Annotated in this window: 12 protein-coding genes; 1 reads left to right on the top strand and 11 read right to left on the bottom strand. The window is 67.2% G+C overall.

Translation table 11 applies throughout. The annotated features are described in order from the left end of the window. Positions 1-147: 147 nt before the first annotated feature. The 11 genes from ACZZY9_RS10235 to rpoB form a co-directional block, all read right to left on the bottom strand. Positions 148-975, bottom strand: coding sequence for a DarT ssDNA thymidine ADP-ribosyltransferase family protein (locus ACZZY9_RS10235; RefSeq protein WP_206758087.1), 828 nt, complete (start codon positions 973-975; stop codon positions 148-150). Positions 976-1,070: 95 nt separating this feature from the next. After that, positions 1,071-2,045, bottom strand: a complete 975-nt coding sequence (locus tag ACZZY9_RS10230; RefSeq protein WP_320477440.1) for a DNA topoisomerase IB — start codon at positions 2,043-2,045, stop codon at positions 1,071-1,073. Between the two features lie 64 nt (positions 2,046-2,109). Continuing rightward, positions 2,110-2,322 carry an Rv0909 family putative TA system antitoxin gene (locus tag ACZZY9_RS10225; RefSeq protein ID WP_192061031.1) on the bottom strand — a complete coding sequence of 71 codons (213 nt, stop codon included), beginning with the start codon at positions 2,320-2,322 and terminating at the stop codon, positions 2,110-2,112. Positions 2,323-2,445: 123 nt separating this feature from the next. After that, positions 2,446-3,639, bottom strand: a complete 1,194-nt coding sequence (gene tuf, locus ACZZY9_RS10220) for an elongation factor Tu (protein ID WP_192061030.1) — start codon at positions 3,637-3,639, stop codon at positions 2,446-2,448. Positions 3,640-3,765: 126 nt separating this feature from the next. Continuing rightward, entirely contained in the window at positions 3,766-5,880 is a 2,115-nt protein-coding gene (gene fusA, locus ACZZY9_RS10215; RefSeq protein WP_243214130.1) for an elongation factor G, read from the bottom strand. Between the two features lie 84 nt (positions 5,881-5,964). Next, positions 5,965-6,435, bottom strand: coding sequence for a 30S ribosomal protein S7 (rpsG, locus tag ACZZY9_RS10210; RefSeq protein ID WP_055799861.1), 471 nt, complete (start codon positions 6,433-6,435; stop codon positions 5,965-5,967). Further along, positions 6,435-6,809 (bottom strand): 30S ribosomal protein S12, encoded by a 375-nt coding sequence (gene rpsL, locus ACZZY9_RS10205; RefSeq protein ID WP_043593380.1) that lies wholly within the window; start codon positions 6,807-6,809, stop codon positions 6,435-6,437. Before rpsL ends, rpsG begins: the two co-directional genes overlap by 1 nt. Before the next feature lie 262 nt (positions 6,810-7,071). Then, entirely contained in the window at positions 7,072-7,617 is a 546-nt protein-coding gene (locus ACZZY9_RS10200; protein ID WP_320479792.1) for a DUF6121 family protein, read from the bottom strand. A 10-nt stretch (positions 7,618-7,627) separates the two neighbouring features. Continuing rightward, entirely contained in the window at positions 7,628-8,173 is a 546-nt protein-coding gene (locus tag ACZZY9_RS10195) for a GNAT family N-acetyltransferase (RefSeq protein WP_463464005.1), read from the bottom strand. A gap of 150 nt (positions 8,174-8,323) precedes the next feature. Next, on the bottom strand, positions 8,324-12,205 hold the full coding sequence (locus ACZZY9_RS10190; RefSeq protein ID WP_192061026.1) for a DNA-directed RNA polymerase subunit beta': 3,882 nt from the start codon (positions 12,203-12,205) through the stop codon (positions 8,324-8,326). A 46-nt stretch (positions 12,206-12,251) separates the two neighbouring features. Then, entirely contained in the window at positions 12,252-15,743 is a 3,492-nt protein-coding gene (gene rpoB / locus ACZZY9_RS10185; RefSeq protein ID WP_192061025.1) for a DNA-directed RNA polymerase subunit beta, read from the bottom strand. Positions 15,744-16,038: 295 nt separating this feature from the next. On the opposite strand from rpoB, the gene ACZZY9_RS10180 reads away from it, so the two are divergent. After that, positions 16,039-16,896 carry a spermidine synthase gene (locus ACZZY9_RS10180; protein WP_146853326.1) on the top strand — a complete coding sequence of 286 codons (858 nt, stop codon included), beginning with the start codon at positions 16,039-16,041 and terminating at the stop codon, positions 16,894-16,896. Positions 16,897-16,898: the final 2 nt, after the last annotated feature.

Below are 16,898 nucleotides of genomic sequence, written 5' to 3'. Positions count from 1 at the left end.
GTGATCCGTGGTGGCGCCCGTGGCGCAACCCGAAGTGTGGAACTAGACGATTTTGCCACACGCCTGCATTTGCTGCAACCCGGGCGTGTCGCGGATTTCGGAGAGGGGCCGCGCGCGCCTCCTGGGTGGACGCGACCCCTGTCGGAATCAGACCTGCTCGACGGGCGAGGGTCGGAACCAGGGCGGGTAGACCGAGATGCGCGGGGCGTGCCCGCCGGCGTCGGCCACGAGGTTCTTGACGGCGTCGCGGACCTTGTCGTTCGGCACGCCCACGAGGGTGACGGCGTCGAAGGCGACACGCGACGGGACGAGCACCTCGGGCTCGAGCAGGTCGGGGTCGGCGAGCGAGAACCGGCGCACCATGCCCGCGGCGTCGTCGACGCCCACACCGGCGCGCACACCCTGGACCGCAGCGTCACCCTCGGTGACGACGAAGTCGTCGCCCAGGGCGGAGATCGGGACGACGAGCATGACGAAGTCCGTGGCCTTCGCCGTGCGGGCGGCGTCGGACCACTCGTAGCCCTCGGCACCGGAGCGCACGGTGTCCCAGGCGGTGGCGTGGGGCGAGAGCGAGAACGGCACGTGGTCGGCGAGCGGAGCGCCGGAGGCGGCGGTCACCGAGGCGCGGAGCGCACGGGTGGCCTCGGAGCTGACGTCGAGCACCGGCGTGGCGCCGGCGCGGATCTCACCGGACTCGAGGATGCCGGGCAGGTTGGAGACGTGGGTCCAGTGGTAGACGCGCTGCTGGGAGAACACGGGGACGGGCGTCTGGGCCGCCTGAGCGGCCACGGCGGACGCCGCCATGTCCCGAGGGAGTGCGGGGGTGCTGCGGAGCGACTCGGGCTTCCGAGAGGCGGCACGCCGCTTGGGCACGAGGGTCTTGACCTGACCGTCGGCGTCGACCTGGGGCTCGCGTCGGCGAGGCGCGCAGATGTCGCACAGCTCTCTCTCGAAACCGTGGATGCACTCGTCCATCACTGCAGTAGTTCCTCTCGGGCGCCGGACTCGATCCGACGCAACCCTCAACGGTACGTCATCGAGCCGAGCGCTGGCGAACGCTCGGGGCGGCTTCACCGGTAGAGGAGCGCTCTGACCTCCGACTCGGCGGAGGCGATGCGAGCCGGATCGATGGTCTCCCCGTGCTCGTAGGCATCGATCAGACGCGGGTCGACGTACGACGCCCGGGCGACGGCGGGGGTGTTGCCGAGCACCTCTGCGGCCGCCGCGATGGCCTGCGAGACGGCCTTGCGCCTCCTCGTGGGGGTCTGCTGCGGGCCCGCATTCGCGAGACCGACCGCTGCCGCCACCGTGCCGTGCAGCGTGCGGAAGTCCTTCGCCGTGAAGTCTCCCCCGGTCTGCTCTCGGACGTAGTCGTTGATCTCGACCGCGTGCAGCGGGCGCCACGGATCGCCGGCCGCGGGACGCCAGGCCAGGAGACGCGCCCGGGGGCCGCGGCTCTTGAGCCCGCGGACGACGGACGCGAGGTCGGCGTCACGGATCGACGACTCCCACGCCTGACCGCTCTTGGCGGGGAACGCCAGCGACACCGCGTCGCCGGAGACCGACACGTGCGCGCAGAGCAGCGTCGACAGCCCATGACTGCCGTGCTGCTCGGCGTAGCGTTCGGAGCCGACCCGGAGGGAGCCGGTGTCGAGCATGCGGAAGCCGGTCGCCAGGGCGCGCTCACGCACGGGCTCGGCGAGTCGCAGATGCCGGGTGACGCGCCCGCGGGCAGCCGGCAGCGATTCGGCGAGAGCCATCGCACGATCGAACTTCAGGCGGTCCTTCTGCTCACGCCAGGTGGGGTGGTAGACGTACTGTCGACGCCCGGCGGCGTCCACACCCGTCGCCTGCACGTGGCCGTTCGGATAGGGCGCGATCCAGACGTCGGTCCAGGCGGGTGGGATGCCGAGATGATCGATCCGAGCCCTGAGCCCGGGGTCGGTCACGAGCGCGCCGTTCTCGTCGCGGTAGGAGAAGCCGGAGCCCGCCCGCCTGCGCGAGATGCCGGGCCTCGTGGCATCGGTTCGACGGAGGCGCGGCATCAGTCGAGTAAACACCCGACGGGCGACCCGGGGTGATCCCAGGCCGCCCGCCGGTCATGACACGTCAGCGGTCGCCGAGCTTCTCGTCGGCCTGCCGCCGTGCCTGCTCGATCTTGTCGGAGTGCTTGCCACCGGTGGCCTTGTCGGCCGCCTTGGCGACGGCGTCGAGCACGGAGTCGCTGACGCCCTCCGCCTTCTCGCTCTTCAGCGCCTCCTGGACCTTGCCGTCTTTCAGGAAGGCCTGGGCCTTCTTGCTGATGTCGTCGAAGCCTGCCATGGAGATCTCCCGTCCGTGCCGGTCGGTCCGGCTCGAGTCCATCGTGTACCCGGAGACGAGAAAGAGGCCGGACCCCGAAGGGTCCGACCTCTCTCGAGATCAGCAGTGCTGGAGGACCAGTACTTACTTGACGATCTTGGTGACGGTACCGGCACCCACCGTGCGACCACCCTCGCGGATGGCGAAGCGGAGGCCCTCTTCCATGGCGATGGGCTGGATCAGCTGAACGGTGATCTCAGTCGTGTCGCCGGGCATGACCATCTCGGTGCCCTCGGGCAGCGTGATGACACCCGTGACGTCGGTGGTGCGGAAGTAGAACTGCGGGCGGTAGTTCGCGTAGAACGGGTTGTGACGGCCGCCCTCGTCCTTCGAGAGGATGTAGACGTTCGCCTCGAACTCGGTGTGGGGCGTGATCGAGCCGGGCTTGACGACGACCTGGCCGCGCTCGACGTCTTCACGCTTCGTGCCACGGAGCAGGAGTCCGACGTTCTCACCGGCGCGTGCGTCTTCGAGGGTCTTGCGGAACATCTCGATGGCGGTGACGGTGGTCTTGGAGGACTTCTCCTTGATGCCGACGATCTCGACCTCGTCGTTCGGCTTCAGGATGCCTCGCTCGACACGACCGGTGATGACGGTTCCACGACCGGTGATCGTGAAGACGTCCTCGACGGGCATGAGGAAGGGCTGGTCCGTCGCACGGACGGGCTCCGGCACGTTCTCGTCGACCTGGTCCATCAGGTCGGCGACCGTGGCGGCCCACTTCTCGTCGCCCTCGAGGGCCTTGAGAGCGGAGACCTGCACGACGGGAGCGTTGTCGCCGTCGAAGTCCTGGCTGGAGAGGAGCTCGCGCACCTCGATCTCGACGAGCTCGAGGATCTCCTCGTCGTCGACCATGTCGGACTTGTTCAGGGCCACGACGATGTAGGGCACGCCGACCTGACGGGCGAGCAGGACGTGCTCACGCGTCTGGGGCATCGGGCCGTCGGTGGCGGCGACCACGAGGATCGCGCCGTCCATCTGAGCCGCACCGGTGATCATGTTCTTGATGTAGTCGGCGTGGCCGGGTGCATCGACGTGAGCGTAGTGGCGCTTCTCGGTCTGGTACTCGACGTGCGAGATGTTGATCGTGATGCCGCGCTGCTTCTCTTCGGGCGCGTTGTCGATCTGGTCGAACGCCGACGCCTCGTTGAGGTTCGGGTACTTGTCGTGCAGCACCTTGGTGATCGCCGCGGTGAGCGTGGTCTTGCCGTGGTCGACGTGACCGATGGTTCCGATGTTGACGTGCGGCTTGGTCCGCTCGAACTTGGCCTTAGCCACTGTGGGTCCTCCTCAGGACTCGGTTGCAGTGGAGCCGGGGGCCGGGTCGATGACCCGGCCTACCGGACACTGCGGATTGGTGTGTGTACATGTTACGCGGTCGAGGTTCGGCCGCGTGGTTCGGGACTATTCGCCCTTGTTCTTCTGGATGATCTCCTCGGCGACCGCCGAGGGGACCTCCTGATAGGACTCGAACGTCATCGAGTAGACGGCACGACCCGAGGTCTTCGACCGCAGGTCACCGACGTATCCGAACATCTCCGACAGCGGCACGCTGGCCCGAACGACCTTCACACCACTGGCGTCTTCCATCGACGAGATCTGCCCGCGTCGCGAGCTGAGGTCGCCGATGACGTCGCCCATATACTCTTCGGGCGTACGGACCTCGACCGCCATGAGCGGTTCGAGGAGAACGGGCTGGGCCTTGCGAGCCGCCTCTTTGTAGGCGATCGACCCAGCGATCTTGAAGGCCATCTCGGACGAGTCGACGTCGTGCGCCGCACCGTCGAGCAGCAGCGCCCGGACACCCACGGTCGGGTAGCCCGCGAGGACACCCACCTGCATGGCGTCCTGGATGCCGGCGTCGACCGACGGGATGTACTCGCGCGGCACGCGACCACCGGTGACCTTGTTGACGAACTCGTAGGTCGACTCGGCGGTGACCTCGTAGGGCTCGAGCGCGATCTGGATCTTCGCGAACTGACCCGAACCACCGGTCTGCTTCTTGTGCGTGTAGTCGTACCGCTCGATGCCCTTCTTGAGGGTCTCGCGGTAGGCGACCTGGGGCTTGCCCACGTTCGCCTCGACGTTGAACTCGCGCTTCATGCGGTCGACGAGGATGTCGAGGTGGAGCTCGCCCATGCCCTTGATGACCGTCTGACCGGTCTCGACGTTGAGCTCGACGCGGAACGTCGGGTCCTCTTCGGCGAGCTTCTGGATGGCCAGCGAGAGCTTCTCCTGGTCGGCCTTGGTCTTCGGCTCGATGGCGACCTCGATGACGGGCTCGGGGAACGTCATCGACTCGAGCACGATCTGCTCGGACGGGTCGCACAGGGTGTCGCCGGTCGTGGTGAACTTCAGACCGATGACCGCGTAGATGTGGCCGGCGGTCACGCTCTCGACCGGGTTCTCCTTGTTGGAGTGCATCTGGAAGATCTTGCCGATGCGCTCTTTCTTGTCTTTGGTCGAGTTGATGACCTGGGCGCCGGACTCGATCGAACCCGAGTAGACGCGGACGTAGGTCAGACGACCGAAGAACGGGTGCACCGCGACCTTGAAGGCGAGAGCCGAGAAGGGCTCCGACGACTCGGGCTTGCGGATGATGACCTTCTCGGCGTCGCGGACGTCGTGGCCCTCCATGGGAGGCACGTCGAGCGGCGAGGGGAGGTAGTCGATGACCGCGTCGAGCATCGGCTGGACGCCGCGGTTCTTGAAGGCGGAACCGCAGAAGATCGGGTACAGCTCGGAGTTGACCGTCATCTTGCGGACGGCGCCCTTGATCTCGGCGATCGTGAGCTCTTCGCCACCGAAGTACTTCTCGAGCAGCGCGTCGTCCGACTCGGCGACCGTCTCGAGGAGCTTGGCGCGGTACTCCGCGGCCTTCTCCTTCAGGTCTTCGGGGATCTCTTCGATCTCGTACTTGGCACCCAGCTCGACGTCACCCTTGGCGTCGCCGCGCCACGTGAGGGCACGCATCTCGACCAGGTCGACGACGCCCTCGAAGGAGCTCTCGGCACCGATCGGGAGCTGCATGACCAGCGGCTTGGCGCCGAGGCGGTTGATGATCGTGTCGACCGTGAAGTAGAAGTCGGCGCCGAGCTTGTCCATCTTGTTGACGAAGCAGATGCGGGGCACGTCGTACTTGTCGGCCTGACGCCAGACGGTCTCGGACTGGGGCTCGACGCCCTCCTTGCCGTCGAAGACGGCGACGGCGCCGTCGAGGACGCGGAGCGAGCGCTCGACCTCGACCGTGAAGTCGACGTGACCGGGGGTGTCGATGATGTTGATCTGGTTCTTGTTCCAGAAGCACGTCGTCGCAGCCGAGGTGATGGTGATGCCGCGCTCTTGCTCCTGCGCCATCCAGTCCATCGTGGCCGCACCGTCGTGGACCTCACCGATCTTGTGGGTGATGCCCGTGTAGTACAGGATGCGCTCGGTGGTCGTCGTCTTGCCAGCATCGATGTGAGCCATGATGCCGATGTTGCGGACCTTGTTCAGGTCGGTGAGCACATCTTGTGCCACGGGTTCCTCCGAAGGGATAGGTGGGGAGTGGGGGGACGAGGAGGTGCGGTGCGCGGGATGCGCACACCGCGCCTCCTCGGCCGGTTACCAGCGGTAGTGCGCGAAGGCCTTGTTCGACTCGGCCATCTTGTGCGTGTCTTCGCGACGCTTGACAGCGGCGCCGAGACCGTTCGAGGCGTCGAGGATCTCGTTCATGAGACGCTCGGTCATGGTCTTCTCGCGACGAGCCTTGGCGTAGCTGGTGAGCCAGCGGAGAGCCAGGGTGTTGGCGCGGTGGGGCTTGACCTCGACGGGGACCTGGTAGGTCGAACCGCCGACGCGACGCGAACGGACCTCGAGAGTCGGGCGCACGTTGTCGAGCGCCTTCTTCAGCGTGGCGACCGCGTCTTGGTCGTTCTTGGCGGAGACGCCGGCGAGAGCACCGTAGACGATGCGCTCGGCGAGCCCCTTCTTGCCGTCGAGGAGGATCTTGTTGACGAGCTGGCTGACGATCGGCGCACCGTAGACCGGGTCGGCGACGACAGGGCGCTTGGGCGCGGGTCCTTTACGAGGCATTACTTCTTGTCCTTCTTCGCACCGTAGAGGCTGCGAGCCTGCTTGCGGTTCTTCACGGCCTGGGTGTCGAGGGCGCCACGGACGATCTTGTAGCGCACACCGGGGAGGTCTTTGACACGACCGCCGCGGACGAGCACCATCGAGTGCTCCTGCAGGTTGTGGCCCTCGCCGGGGATGTAGGCGGTGACCTCGGTGCCGTTCGAGAGCTTCACACGAGCGACCTTGCGGAGCGCGGAGTTCGGCTTCTTGGGGGTGGTGGTGTACACACGCGTGCACACGCCACGCTGCTGGGGGTTGGACCGCAGGGCGGGGGCCTTGGTCTTGACGACCTTCGGCGTGCGTCCCTTGCGGACCAGCTGCTGAATAGTTGGCACTGGTTCTCCTCGTTCGATCTCGGCCCGGTCTGACGACCCGGCCGAGTCGCGCTGCTCTCGCATCGCTGTGCTCTGTCCGGCGGAATCGCCGGAATCCTCGTCTCGGAGACCGAGACGGTCGCTACCCGACTCGACGGCGACGCCGAGGGGTAATGGGTGTGGGCGCGGTTAAACGCACACCCGCTAGAGCATAGCTTCGACCCGGGGGGTTAATCAAATGTCGGCCGGCAGCGGGACCGGCCGCGGGGCAGCTCCAGACGACCTACGCCTGGGGTGCGACGCGTGAGACGGCGACGGTGCCCGCCACGACGAGACCCGCCCACAGCGCGGAGCCGAGCACGAGCGGCGACAGCGCGTACCGCCCGGCGAAGAGCGTCGCCCAGAACAGGTCGTCTCTGACCAGCCCGTACCAGACCGACCCGACGAGCAGCATCGCGAGATAGACGAGCGCAGCGGTCGTGATCGCGGCCGGCAGCAGTGGAGCATGTCGCGGACGGAGCTCGTCGTCGGGATCGAGCGCCGGCCGGGTCGCGGCTCGCCGGGCGGGATCGTCGGCCGGCTGGGCGGGGAACGCGCCGCGCATGGTCGGCGCGGCCCCGTCGACGGCGTCGGCCAGGGCGGCGGACCGCAGGAGCGACAGCAGCACGATCAGCACCGCCACCGCGAACATCGCGGGGCCGAGGAGGGTGCCGGCGTCGGGTTCGGCGATGACGTCGCGGTCGAGGAGCACGCTCTCGAACGCGGCGGTGGTGATGATCAGCGCCGCGAAGAGGACGGTGCCCATCACCGCGTAGACGGCGCGATTCATGTCGTCGAGGCTACGCCGAGCCGAGGAGGCGGTGGTACAGCACGTGGTCCTCCCACACGCCCGCGATGCGCAGATAGCTCGCCGCATAGCCGTACTCGACGAAGCCGGAGCGGATCAGCACGGCCCGCGACGCGGCGTTGCGGGGCAGGGCGCCCGCCTCGAGGCGGTGCAGACGCAGGGTCACGGTCGCGAAGTCGACGACGGCTCCGACGGCGGCCGTCGCCAGGCCCCGACCGACGTGCTCGTGGTCGAGCCAGTAGCCGACCGTCGCCCGCTGGACGGGGCCGCGGACGATCTGGTTGAGCGAGATGCCGCCGACGACCTCGTCTCCCTCGATCAGGAGGAACGACTGCCCCTCCCCCGCCGCCGAGGACGCGAGCCGACCGGCCAGCACGCTCCGTTGACCGTGCTCCGTGAAGAACGAGGGCGTGCGCTCGGGATCCCAAGGGACGAGGTGCGCTCTGTTGCGGTCGTAGGCGGCGGCGAGGGACGCGGCGTCGTCGACCCGCGCCTCCCTCAGGTGGACCGTGTCTGACAGCTGCCGTTCGTAGCGCACGCCGCCGACCCTATCGCCCGGTAACGGTCACCCGCCGGAGTGAGGCGGGGACGACGGAGGGCCCCGGTCCACGCACGAGGCGTGGGCCGGGGCCCTGTGTCGATTCGAGGAGGCGCGGTGCGGGACTGACCCTCACCGCACCTCCGCGGATCAGTTGTAGGTGCCGGGCGTGAAGTCGTCCGACGAGAACGAGTCGAAGTCGACGAAGCTGAGGTCAGCCTCGTTGAACGACGCGTCGTCCGTGAACACGCGGTTGGGGTACCGCTCGGCCTTCGCCTCTTCCGTCGCCTCGACCGAGACGTCGCGGTAACGCGACAGACCGGTGCCCGCGGGGATCAGCTTTCCGATGATCACGTTCTCCTTCAGACCGACCAGCGGGTCGCTCTTGCCTTCCATCGCGGCCTGCGTGAGCACGCGGGTCGTCTCCTGGAAGGACGCGGCCGACAGCCACGACTCGGTCGCCAGCGAGGCCTTGGTGATGCCCATGACCTCTTGACGAGCGGACGCGGTCCGCTTGCCCTCGGTCAGCGCAGCACGGTTGATCTCGTTGTACTTCGACCGGTCGACGAGCTCTCCGGGGAGGAGATCGGTGTCGGCGTGGTCGACGACGGTGACCTTGCGGAGCATCTGACGGACGATGACCTCGATGTGCTTGTCGTGGATCGGCACACCCTGCGAGCGGTAGACGTCCTGCACGCCGCCCACGAGGTGCTGCTGAACCGCACGGACGCCCTTGACTCGCAGGACCTCCTTGGGGTCGACGGCGCCCGCGATGATCTGCGCGCCGAGCTCGACGTGCTGACCGTCTTCGACGAGGAGGGTCGAGCGCTTGAGCACCGGGTAGATGACCGGCTCGTCTCCGTTGTCGAGGTTGAGGATGACGCGGCGAGCCTTGTCGGTGTCCTCGATGGTGATGCGACCGGCACCGTCGGCGATCGGGGACGCACCCTTGGGGGTACGCGCCTCGAACAGCTCCGTCACGCGGGGAAGACCCTGCGTGATGTCGTCGGCCGAAGCCGAACCACCGGTGTGGAAGGTGCGCATCGTGAGCTGCGTGCCGGGCTCGCCGATCGACTGGGCCGCGATGATGCCGACGGCCTCTCCGATGTCGACGAGGTTGCCGGTGGCCAGCGAACGGCCGTAGCACTGGGCGCAGACACCGACGGCGGCCTCGCAGGTGAGGACGGAGCGGACCTTGATGGTCTCGACACCGGCCGCCACGAGCTCGTCGATCAGCACGTCTCCGACGTCGGCGCCGGCCTCGGCCAGCACCGTGCCCTTGGCGTCGACCGCGGCCGCGGCGAGAGACCGTGCGAACACGGTGTTCTCGACGGTCGCGTCGCGCACCATGACGCCGTCGGCGTCGGGTGCGGCGATCGGCATCTCGAGGCCCCGCGAGGTGCCGCAGTCGTCTTCACGGATGATGACGTCCTGTGACACGTCGACGAGTCGACGGGTCAGGTACCCCGAGTCGGCCGTACGGAGGGCCGTGTCGGCCAGACCCTTGCGGGCACCGTGCGTCGCGATGAAGTACTCGGCCACCGACAGACCCTCGCGGTACGACGAGATGATCGGGCGGGGGATGATGTCGCCCTTCGGGTTGTTCACCAGGCCTCGCATGCCGGCGATGTTGCGCACCTGCAGCCAGTTACCACGAGCACCCGACGTCACCATGCGGTTGATGGTGTTGTCGATCGGGAAGTTCGCCCGCATCTCGGCGGCGACCTCGTTCGTGGCCTCCGTCCAGATCTTGATCAGGTCGGCACGACGCTCGGCGTCCGAGATCAGACCCTTGTCGAACTCCGACTGGACCGCTGCGGCCTGCTTCTCGTAGCCCGCGACGATCTCGGGCTTGCGCGGCGGCGTCAGCACGTCGGACAGCGCGACGGTCACACCGGAGCGCGAGGCCCAGTAGAAGCCGGCGTCCTTGATGTTGTCGAGCGCCGCGGCGACCGCGACCTTCGGGTACCGCTCGGCCAGGTCGTTGACGATGGTCGAGAGCATGCCCTTGTCGGCGACCTCTTGCACGAAGGGGTAGTCGGCGGGGAGGTTCTCGTTGAAGCGAGCGCGACCCAGCGTCGTCTCGAGCAGGATGTCCTGTCCGACCTCGTAGCCCTCGGGCGCCTCGCCCTCGGCGAAGTGCACGCCGTTCATGCGGATCTTGACCATGGCGTTGAGGTCGAGCGACCCCTGGTCCATGGCCATGATCGCCTCGGACACCGACGAGAACGAGCGGCCCTCACCGGTGGCGCCGGGGGTGACCGTCGTCAGGTAGTGCAGACCGATGATCATGTCCTGTGCGGGCAGGGTCACCGGACGGCCGTCGGACGGCTTCAGGATGTTGTTCGACGCGAGCATCAGGATGCGCGCCTCGGCCTGGGCCTCGACGGACAGCGGCAGGTGGACGGCCATCTGGTCGCCGTCGAAGTCGGCGTTGAACGCCGCGCAGACGAGCGGGTGCAGCTGGATGGCCTTGCCCTCGACGAGCTGGGGCTCGAACGCCTGGATGCCGAGACGGTGCAGCGTGGGCGCACGGTTCAGCAGCACGGGACGCTCGCGGATGATCTCTTCGAGGACGTCCCAGACCTGCGGACGCGAACGCTCGACCATGCGCTTCGCCGACTTGATGTTCTGAGCGTGGCTCAGGTCGATCAGGCGCTTGATGACGAAGGGCTTGAAGAGCTCGAGAGCCATCTGCTTGGGCAGACCGCACTGGTGCAGCTTGAGCGTCGGGCCGACGATGATGACCGAACGACCCGAGTAGTCGACGCGCTTGCCCAGCAGGTTCTGGCGGAAGCGACCCTGCTTTCCCTTGAGCATGTCGCTCAGGGACTTCAGGGCGCGGTTGCCGGTACCCGTGACGGGACGACCACGACGGCCGTTGTCGAACAGTGCGTCGACGGCCTCCTGCAGCATCCGCTTCTCGTTGTTGACGATGATCTCGGGCGCGCCGAGATCGAGCAGACGACGGAGGCGGTTGTTGCGGTTGATGACGCGGCGGTACAGGTCGTTCAGGTCGGACGTCGCGAAACGGCCACCGTCGAGCTGGACCATCGGGCGGAGCTCCGGCGGGATGACCGGCACCACGTCGAGCACCATCGCTGCGGGCGAGTTGCCCGTGGCGAGGAAGGAGCTGACGACGCGCAGGCGCTTGATCGCGCGGATCTTCTTCTGACCCTTGCCCTCGGAGATCTGCAGGTGCAGGTTCTCCGCCTCGGTGGTGAGGTCGAAGCCCTCGAGGCGCTTCTTGATCGCCTCGGCGCCCATGTGGGCCTCGAAGTAGATGCCGAAGCGGTCCTGGAGCTCGTGGAAGACGGCGTCCTCCGGCTTGAGGTCGCCGACCTTCAGCGACCGGAAGTCCTCCCAGACGCGCTCGAGGCGGTTGATGTCCTCGTCGAACGACTTGCGCGTCTGCGACATCTCCTTCTCGGCGCCGTCCTTCGCGCGGCGCTTCTGGTCGCTCTTCGCACCCTCTTCTTCAAGAGCGGCGAGGTCGTCCTCGAGCTTCTGGAGACGGTCGGCGATGCGGGTGTCGCGCTGCGACTCGAGCTGCTTGATCTCGAGGCGGAGCTCGTTCTCGAGTCCGGGCATGTCGGCGTGACGGCCCTCCTCGTCGATCGAGATGACCATGTAGGCGGCGAAGTAGATGACCTTCTCGAGGTCCTTCGGCGCCATGTCGAGCAGGTAGCCGAGGCGCGAGGGGACGCCCTTGAAGTACCAGATGTGCGTGACGGGAGCGGCGAGCTCGATGTGGCCCATGCGCTCACGGCGCACCGACGACTTCGTGACCTCGACGCCGCAGCGCTCGCAGACGATGCCCTTGAATCGGACTCGCTTGTACTTGCCGCAGGCGCACTCCCAGTCGCGCGAGGGCCCGAAGATCTGCTCTCCGAAGAGGCCGTCCTTCTCGGGCTTCAGCGTGCGGTAGTTGATGGTCTCCGGCTTCTTGACCTCACCGTGCGACCAAGCGCGGATGTTGTCGGCCGTTGCGAGGCCGATCCGCAGCTCGTCGAAAGTTGTTGCTTCGATCAATGTTTATCCCTTTGTGAAAAAAGTGTCGACGTCGTCTGGGGAGGGCTTAGATCTCGTCGACGTTCGACGACTCGAAGCGGGAAGAGATGTTGATGCCCAGCTCTTCGGCGGCACGGAAGACCTCGTCGTCCGTGTCGCGCAGGCTGACCGTCTGGCCGTCGGCCGAGAGGACCTCGACGTTCAGGCAGAGCGACTGCATCTCTTTGATGAGGACCTTGAAGCTCTCGGGGATGCCGGGCTCCTGGATGTTCTCACCCTTGACGATCGCCTCGTAGACCTTGACGCGGCCGAGGATGTCGTCGGACTTGATGGTCAGGAGCTCCTGCAGCGCGTATGCGGCGCCGTAGGCCTCGAGGGCCCAGACCTCCATCTCACCGAATCGCTGACCACCGAACTGCGCCTTACCACCCAGCGGCTGCTGCGTGATCATCGAGTACGGACCCGTCGAGCGAGCGTGGATCTTGTCGTCGACGAGGTGGTGCAGCTTGAGGATGTACATGTAGCCGACCGAGATCGGGTTCGGGAACGGCTCACCCGAGCGACCGTCGAAGAGGCGGGCCTTACCGGACGAGCCGATGAGGCGCTCCCCGTCGCGGGTCGGGAGGGTCGAGTCGAGCAGACCCTCGATCTCGCGCTCGGCGGCACCGTCGAACACCGGGGTGGCGACCTTCGTGCCGGGAGCGGCGCTGAGCGCCTCGGGGGGCAGGTTCTTCGCCCACTCCTGGATGCCCTCGACGTTCCAGCCCTGCGCCGCGATCCACCCGAGGTGGATCTCGAGCACCTGGCCGAAGTTCATTCGACCGGGGACGCCCAGCGGGTTCAGGATGATGTCGACGGGGGTTCCGTCGGCGAGGAAGGGCATGTCTTCGACGGGGAGGATCGTCGAGATGACGCCCTTGTTGCCGTGACGACCGGCGAGCTTGTCACCCGCGGTGATCTTGCGCTTCTGGGCGATGAACACCACGACGCGCTGGTTGACGCCCGAGCCGAGCTCGTCGTCTCCGTCTTGCGAGTCGAAGACCTTGACGCCGATGACGGTCCCCTGCTCGCCGTGAGGCACCTTCAGGGACGTGTCGCGGACCTCGCGGCTCTTCTCGTTGAAGATCGCACGGAGCAGACGCTCTTCGGCGCTGAGCTCGGTCTCGCCCTTGGGCGTGACCTTGCCGACGAGGATGTCGCCGGGGCGGACCTCGGCGCCGATGCGGATGATGCCTCGCTCGTCGAGGTCGGCCAGCAGATCCGGGCTGACGTTGGGGAGGTCACGGGTGATCTCCTCCTTGCCGAGCTTCGTGTCGCGGGCGTCGACCTCGTACTCCTCGATGTGGATCGAGGAGAGCGTGTCGTCCTTGATGAGGTTCTGCGACAGGATCATCGCGTCCTCGTAGTTGTAGCCCTCCCAGGGCATGAACGCGACGAGCAGGTTCTTGCCGAGTGCGAGCTCGCCGTTCTCGGTGGCGGGTCCGTCGGCGATGACCTCGCCGACCTCGATGCGCTGACCGGCGTCGACGATCACGCGGTGGTTGTAGCTGGCGCCCTGGTTCGAGCGGTCGAACTTGCGGAGGTAGTACTCCTGGGTTCCACCGGCGTCGAGCTGGACGGTGACGACGTCGGCCGAGACCTCGGCGACCACGCCGGCGGCGTCGGCGGTGACCACGTCACCGGCGTCGATGGCCGTGTAGCCCTCCATGCCGGTGCCGACGAGCGGGCTCTCGCTGCGGACCAGCGGGACGGCCTGACGCTGCATGTTCGCACCCATGAGGGCGCGGTTCGCATCGTCGTGCTCGAGGAACGGGATGAGCGACGTGGCGACCGAGACCATCTGGCGCGGCGAGACGTCCATGTAGTCGACCTCGTCCTTGCCGACGAGCTCGACCTCTCCGCCCTTCTTGCGGACCAGGACCTTGTCGTCGACGAAGTCGAACTTGTCGTCGAGGGGCGCGTTGGCCTGCGCGACGACGTACTCGTCTTCTTCGGACGCGGTCAGGTAGTCGATCGTCGTGGACACGTTGCCCTTGACGACGCGACGGTACGGGGTCTCGATGAACCCGAAGGAGTTGATGCGGGCGAACGACGCGAGCGAGCCGATCAGACCGATGTTCGGGCCTTCCGGGGTCTCGATCGGGCACATGCGGCCGTAGTGCGAGGGGTGGACGTCTCGGACCTCGACGCCGGCGCGCTCACGCGACAGACCACCCGGTCCGAGAGCGGACAGGCGGCGCTTGTGGGTCAGACCCGACAGCGGGTTGTTCTGGTCCATGAACTGCGACAGCTGCGACGTCCCGAAGAACTCCTTGATCGCGGCGACGACGGGGCGCACGTTGATCAGGGTCTGCGGCGTGATCGCCTCGATGTCTTGAGTGGTCATGCGCTCGCGGACGACGCGCTCCATGCGCGACAGACCGGTGCGGACCTGGTTCTGGATCAGCTCGCCGACCGCGCGGATGCGACGGTTGCCGAAGTGGTCGATGTCGTCGACGTCGAGACGCAGCTCGACGGACTCGCCCTCGCGGACTCCGTCCATCGTCTTCTGCTCGGCGTGCAGCGAGACCAGGTACTTGATCGTCGCGACGATGTCGTCGACGGTCAGGACCGAGTCGACCAGGGGCGCGTCGATGCCGAGCTTGCGGTTGATCTTGTAACGACCGACCTTCGCCAGGTCGTAGCGCTTCGGGTTGAAGTAGAAGTTGTCGAGCAGCGCGCGCGCAGCCTCGGCAGCGACCTGCTCGCCGGGACGCAGCTTGCGGTAGATGTCTTTGAGCGCCTCCTCCTTGGTGAGGATGGCGTCCTTCTCGAGGGTCGCCTCGATGGAGGCGAAGCCCTTGAACTTCTCGGTGATCTCTTCGCTCGTCAGACCGAGGGCCTTGAGGAAGACGGTGACGCTCTGCTTGCGCTTGCGGTCGATGCGGACGCCGACCTGGTCGCGCTTGTCGATCTCGAACTCGAGCCAGGCACCGCGACTCGGGATGACGCGAGCCGAGTAGATGTCCTTGTCGGAGGTCTTGTCGGAGGCGCGCTCGAAGTACACGCCCGGGCTGCGGACGAGCTGCGACACGACGACACGCTCGGTGCCGTTGATGATGAAGGTTCCGCGCTCGGTCATCAGCGGGAAGTCGCCCATGAAGACCGTCTGCGTCTTGATCTCACCGGTGAGGTGGTTCATGAACTCGGCGTTGACGTACAGCGGTGCGGCGTAGGTCTTGCCGCGCTCTTTGCACTCGTCGATGGTGTACTTCGGCTCTTCGAGCTCGGGAGCGGTGAACGACAGCTGCATCGTCTCGCCGAGGTCCTCGATCGGGGAGATCTCCTCGAAGATCTCCTCCAGGCCGGAGTGGAGGGCGAGGTCGGTGCGACCCTGCTCGGTCGCCTCAGCGAGGCGCTCCTTCCAGATGTCGTTGCCGACGAGCCAGTCGAAGCTCTCCGTCTGCAGCGCCAGAAGGTCGGGGACCGTCAGCGTGTCGGTGATCTTGGCGAACGAGAGTCGCGATGCGCCTCGGCCGTTCTTGGGTGAGTTGGTGTTTGCGGTGTTCGCAGCAGCCAAGGAAGTTACCTCCGTGGACCCCGTCGGGTCATCACTGTCGGACAGTATGGTGAGTGGTGAACGGCCCTCCCGGGGGACGTCGGCCCCGCGGCGCATGGCCGGAGGTCGAAGCCGAGGACGCCCCCGCCGCGATATTCGGGGGCCTGAACTCGGAGGTGCGTCGCCGACCGGAATATGACGAGTCGACGCACGGGGAGCGCAAAGGTCCATACTAGGTCGCTGCGGACACGCCTGGCAAGCCCTGTCGTTGACCTTCTGTGCCGGATTCGGTATAACCCGTGCCAGGGTTGACCCCATGGCCGCACAGCACGACGAACCCCCCGCCGAGATCTCGATCGGCGCGGGTCTCGCGCGCATCGACGAGGACCGCCACCGCCCCGGCGCCTACACGCTGATCGTCGACGGGACGCCGCAGTCGCACGTCGACCTCGACGACCCGACCCACCTCGCCTTCGAGTACGTGCACCGCATCGGCCACGCCATCGATCTGCTCCCCGAGGGCCCCGTGACGGCTCTGCACCTCGGCGCCGGCGCCCTGACCCTGCCCCGCTACGTCGAGGCCACCCGCCCCGGGTCGCGCCAGCAGGTCATCGAGCTCGAGGCGGATCTCGTGGCGCTGGTACGGGAGCGACTGCCCTTCCCGCGGGGCGCCTCCATCCGGGTCCGCTACGGCGACGCCCGCGAGGTCATGGTGAAGCTGCCGGCCGGGCTGCGGGGCACTGTGGATCTGCTCGTGGTCGACGTGTTCGGCGGGTCGCAGATCCCCGCGCACGTGACCTCGCTCGAGTTCTACTCGGCCGCGGCGGAGTTCCTGTCGCCGACCGGGATGCTCATCGTCAACTCCGCCGACGGCGCCGGCCTGGCCTTCGCCCGGGGGCAGGCGTCGACCCTGGCGACGGTCTTCGAGCACGTCGCGGCCGTCGCGGACCCCGCCACCCTGAAGGGCAGGAGGTTCGGCAACGTCGTGCTCATCGGCTCGCCGTCGCCGCTGCCCACCGACCGCATGCCCCGGCTCTACTCGTCGGACCCGCTGCCGGCCAAGGTCGTGCACGGTCGTGAGCTGCGCGACTTCATCGCCGGAGCGCCGGTCGTCACCGACGCCACCGCCGTGCCGTCGCCCGAGCCGTCGCGGAGCGTGTTCGGGGCGCGGTAGCC

This window comes from Frigoribacterium sp. AC394 (assembly GCF_979258095.1).
This window is presented reverse-complemented; position numbering and strand designations above follow the sequence as displayed.